The organism is Mesorhizobium sp. M7A.F.Ca.US.014.04.1.1 (assembly GCF_003998745.1).
In the GTDB taxonomy this organism is placed as follows: domain Bacteria; phylum Pseudomonadota; class Alphaproteobacteria; order Rhizobiales; family Rhizobiaceae; genus Mesorhizobium; species Mesorhizobium ciceri.
In genome coordinates, this window is the sequence record NZ_RZRW01000494.1 from 1 (window position 1) to 4,203 (window position 4,203).

Below are 4,203 nucleotides of genomic sequence, written 5' to 3' on the forward strand. Positions count from 1 at the left end.
CGCCACCGAAGAACAAGCCAAAGCCGAAAGTGTCCGGTGGCGGCGGCGGCAATGTGAAGATCAGCAGCCCGTCCTACTACACCTACAAGGCCGACCGGCTGGTTCGCGTCGACTTCTCGGCATTGGCCGCGACGCCGGCGCAGGCGACACCGCAGGACGCCGCCTTCGTCCCGTCGGCTACGGGTGCCGCGTTTCGTGATGCGGTTGCCAGCTTGGGCGACTACGAATTCTTAGCCGAGCCCGACATCGCCAAGGCGCTGATCGCGTACTACTCGGCCAATCCGGATTTCATCTGGATAAGCGGAACCAGCCTCAACAGCCGTGCGCAGGATGCGGTGCGGGTGCTTGGCGAGGCTTCAAGCTATGGCCTCACGCCCGCCGACTATACGGTCGAAGTGCCCGCTGCCGGCGCATCGACGACCGATGCCAATGCGCAACTGAAAGAACTCGTCCGTTTCGAGATGGCGCTTTCGGCGCGTGTGCTGCGCTATGCCCACGACGCCCAGAACGGCCGCGTCGATCCCAACCGCATGACCGGCTATTATGATTTCCCGGCCAAGCCGCTCGATCTGCAAGGCGTGCTGAAAACGCTGGCGCATACCCAGCAGGTGCGCACCTATCTCGAATCGCGGCACCCGCAGAATGCGGAATACCAGGCGCTGCGCGTCGAACTGGAAGCGCTGCAGGCCAGTGCGGAAAACGAAATCGTCGTCGACCCCAAACTGTTGTTGAAGCCGGGCGAAACCAGCCCCGAACTGCCGAAGCTGCTGACCCTGATCGCGCGCAATCTCGATGACGAGATGGGCGGCGCCTATGGCGAGGTCCTGTCCAGGCTGGCCACCAGCGAAGTTTATGATCCGGAACTGATCCCGGTCATCAAGGCCGTGCAGCAAAAGGCAGGCATGAAGGGCGACGGCGTCATCGGCCCGCGCACCGTCGCGTCGCTGGCCGGAACATCCAAGGCCGACAAGTTGCTGAAGGTGGAAGTGGCGCTGGAGGAACTGCGCTGGCTGCCCTCCGATCTCGGCAGCCCGCGCGTCTTCATCAACCAGCCGGCCTTCACCGCGAGCTACATCGACAATGGCGAGGAAAAGCTCAAGACGCGTGCCGTCATTGGCCGGACCACCAACCAGACCTCCTTCTTCTACGACCAGATCAAGCAGGTCGATTTCCATCCCTATTGGGGCGTGCCCCAGTCGATCATCGTCAACGAGATGCTGCCGAGATTGCGCAACGATCCGGGCTATCTCGACCGGGCCGGCTATGAGGTGACGGATTCGCGCGGCAAGCGCATTCCTTCGTCGGCGGTCAACTGGGGCGCCTATGGCTCGAACATCCCATACAGCGTGCGCCAGCAGCCGAGCGAGGCCAACGCGCTGGGCGAGTTGAAGATCCTGTTCCCCAACAAGCATGCGATCTACATGCACGACACGCCGCAGAAATCGTTCTTCCAGCGCGATATGCGCGCGCTCAGCCATGGCTGCGTGCGGCTGCAGGACCCGCGCGGCATGGCGGCGGCGGTGCTTGGCACCTCCGTGGACTATATCGCCGAGAAGCTGAAGCACGGCCACGCGACCGAGAACGTGACACGCACGATCCCGGTCTATGTCGCCTATTTCACCGCATGGCCCGATCTGTCGGGCAAGGTCGAATATTTCGGCGACGTCTACGACCGCGACTCGCGGCTGAAGCAGGCCCTGGATGCCACGGAGGCGGTTCGCTCGCCTTCGAGTTGATTTAGCGCTCGAACAGTGGCCGTCGGAAGCCGGCGTCGCGCCCGGCGATCAGCCAATAGAGCAACCCGGCGACAAGGCCGGCAGCGGCAATGATGCCGATGTCGACCCAACGCTCCGGGTCCATGTCCTCCGGTGCGCTCGGCCAGATCAGGGCGAAGCCGCCGACTGCGGCGCCAGCGCCGAAAACCATGTGCAGCAGGACATTGCGCAGCGAGAAGAACTCTGCGATCAGCGCGAAGATCAACGTTTGCAGCGCGGTCACCACGATCGTCAGGAAATAGACGAACATGCCGAGCGGCGGCACCAGCAGCACCGCGATCGGCGAAACACCCATGACGTCGAAATAGTTGGGCGCATTGGGCAAGGAACTGAGCACGCCATAGATCACCGCCACGGCGATCAGGCCGACCAGCACCGATACGAAGTAGCCGGCCAACATCATCAATATGCGCTTCATCACGTGCTTTGCCGTCGCCATCCCCATCCCCCAATGCGGCGCCCGGAGCTATTCCAGGAAACGACAGTCAGCCATCAAAGCACGACTGACGCAAGGGGAGGCGCCCGCGCCAGGGCGATCGCCGAAGTTGGCGCCGGGAGCCTGTGACGCAGCCGAGAACGAATTCGCGTCGGAGCGTCCCTATTTCGGCTCCGCCGTCACAGGATCGTAGGTGATTTCGACCTTCGCCTTGTCCGCCGTGTAATAGGTGACGGTGTAGGCGCCGCTGTCCCAGTCGACCTCGTCCACATAGCGAAAGCCGTCGCGCTGCTCGACCTTGGCGATGATCTCCGACAGCTTCTTGGCATTGGGCGGCGGCAGCGGCTTGTCGTCCGCGGCCAAGGCCGGCGCGACGGCGAAAAGAACGGCGACGCTGGTCGCCAGCAGAAATCTGGACATGGCTTTCCCTCAAGTTTCGTCGGGGAGAAACTCGCTGGCGTACCGGTTTGTTCCGCGGGTGGAATGCGTGCCGATTCAGTCCACCGGTTTGCAGCTGCCCGAACGAGGGGCCGCTGCCCGCTTGACTTACGCGGCGCGTCGTTGAGCGGGGTGGAGACCTGAACGGGTTCGGCGAGGGTCGACGGCGGTCACGATGCTGTGGTGGTGATCGCAATAGACGCGATCCGCCGAAGTTGGCCCGGCACAAAAACGATAACCGCCGGGTACCGACCGGTCTTCGCTTACCGGGAAGCGGCACTGATAGACGCCTAGCTGAATGAGGGGGACGTCTTTCGAAATTGGTCTGACATTTTCAGGCATGGTTTTTCAGGTTCCTGGTTCATAGCCATTGCCGGCTGACGGCCGCTATGCGACCGCGTCAAGCGAGCTTCTCTCGTTTGGAGGGCTGTGGATCACCATATGGTGTCGATCGCAGCGTCAATGAAGGCCGAAACCCCGCTTTCGCAAGCCAATCCTTGCGACTTAAGGCCACACTGGCTGCTGGGCGGGCGAGCTACGGGAGCGAGTACATTTTGTCAGCAGACAGTGCGGTCGCGTCCAGGAGCATCTCTTCGAACCGTTGCGCCGGTGCTATGGTGTGCCTGCATGATCAGACAGCAGGGATATGAGGCATGCCCGAAATCACACGCCGTACACTTCTTGCGTTCACCGCCGTGGCCTCGGTTGTTGAACCGACATTTGCCGAAGCGGAAGGGGCCTCACCCGAATTGCGGGCGCTGATCGGAGCCCATGAAGCCAGCTATGTCGGGCTTCACAGGGTTGTTCATCAAGCGGGCAGCAGCAGCCACGATCGCAAGAGGGCAGACCGGATTGAACAGGAAGCATTGCTTGCCATCTGCTCCTATCCTGCGATCAGCCGAGGCGACCGCCGGGCCAAGGCCGATTACCTGTTGACCGCCGAGGCTCGGGGCGAACTCGACCTGGAAGAGCACATGCAGGCCATCCTGCACGCGATGAAGCGCTGATCGCGGCTCGACCGGCGTAGGGCAGAGTTTGGCCCCATCGACAGGAGTTCATGCGCGGCGACTATCTCGCCGCCTTCCATTGCTGCGACTACGCATCTTTGGCTAACGGACGAAGCGGTCAGCGACCTGTCGGGCAAGTGGCGCTCGATGAAGCCCGGCCCATGGAGCAAGCCCGAGCGCTGAGCCGGAACAACGCTATACGGTCTTTTGCGCCGACGACCGCATCGAGGGTGTCGTTTTGGGATCGCGAACAGATGAAGGTCCAAAACGGCTCCGACGTCTGCCCGTTCCAGAGATATGCGAGCTACAGCAGCGCGTGGAATTCGCCCAGAAGAATTTTTGGCGGGCAAGGGGCGGGGTGTAGTTGCTAGGCATTTTGGGGTGCGGCGTTCAGGAAGGCCGATGGTGGGCGATGCAGGGATTGAACCTGCGACCCCACCCGTGTGAAGGGTGTGCTCTCCCGCTGAGCTAATCGCCCGCTCGTTGCCCGAAGGCCAAGCGAGCCGCGATATAAGGGAGGCGGGTGCGGGAAGTCAAGGAGCTGTCC

General features: G+C 62.3%; 4 protein-coding genes and 1 tRNA gene. 2 read left to right on the forward strand and 3 right to left on the reverse strand.

Going from position 1 to position 4,203, the window contains the following annotated elements:
• Positions 1-1,736 (forward strand): murein L,D-transpeptidase (locus EOA22_RS25905; RefSeq protein ID WP_164755816.1); only part of this gene is annotated, 1,736 nt, incomplete at its 5' end.
• 1 nt (position 1,737) lies between these two features.
• Here EOA22_RS25905 and EOA22_RS25910 read toward each other — a convergent pair.
• The gene (locus EOA22_RS25910; protein WP_063167997.1) at positions 1,738-2,220 is read right to left on the reverse strand and encodes a hypothetical protein; all 483 of its coding nucleotides are present in this window, start codon (positions 2,218-2,220) and stop codon (positions 1,738-1,740) included.
• A gap of 153 nt (positions 2,221-2,373) precedes the next feature.
• Positions 2,374-2,631, reverse strand: coding sequence for a PepSY domain-containing protein (locus EOA22_RS25915; RefSeq protein ID WP_013531689.1), 258 nt, complete (start codon positions 2,629-2,631; stop codon positions 2,374-2,376).
• A gap of 671 nt (positions 2,632-3,302) precedes the next feature.
• On the opposite strand from EOA22_RS25915, the gene EOA22_RS25925 reads away from it, so the two are divergent.
• Positions 3,303-3,656 carry a hypothetical protein gene (locus EOA22_RS25925; protein WP_013531688.1) on the forward strand — a complete coding sequence of 118 codons (354 nt, stop codon included), beginning with the start codon at positions 3,303-3,305 and terminating at the stop codon, positions 3,654-3,656.
• Between the two features lie 403 nt (positions 3,657-4,059).
• Here EOA22_RS25925 and EOA22_RS25930 read toward each other — a convergent pair.
• A tRNA-Val gene (locus EOA22_RS25930) sits at positions 4,060-4,134 on the reverse strand.
• Between the last annotated feature and the right edge of the window lie 69 nt (positions 4,135-4,203).

Bases quoted from the DNA above. Each gene is read 5' to 3' on its own strand.
- EOA22_RS25910 (WP_063167997.1), bottom strand. From the start codon at position 2,220: ATGGGGATGGCGACGGCAAAGCACGTGATGAAGCGCATATTGATGATG.
- EOA22_RS25915 (WP_013531689.1), bottom strand. From the start codon at position 2,631: ATGTCCAGATTTCTGCTGGCGACCAGCGTCGCCGTTCTTTTCGCCGTC.
- EOA22_RS25925 (WP_013531688.1), top strand. From the start codon at position 3,303: ATGCCCGAAATCACACGCCGTACACTTCTTGCGTTCACCGCCGTGGCC.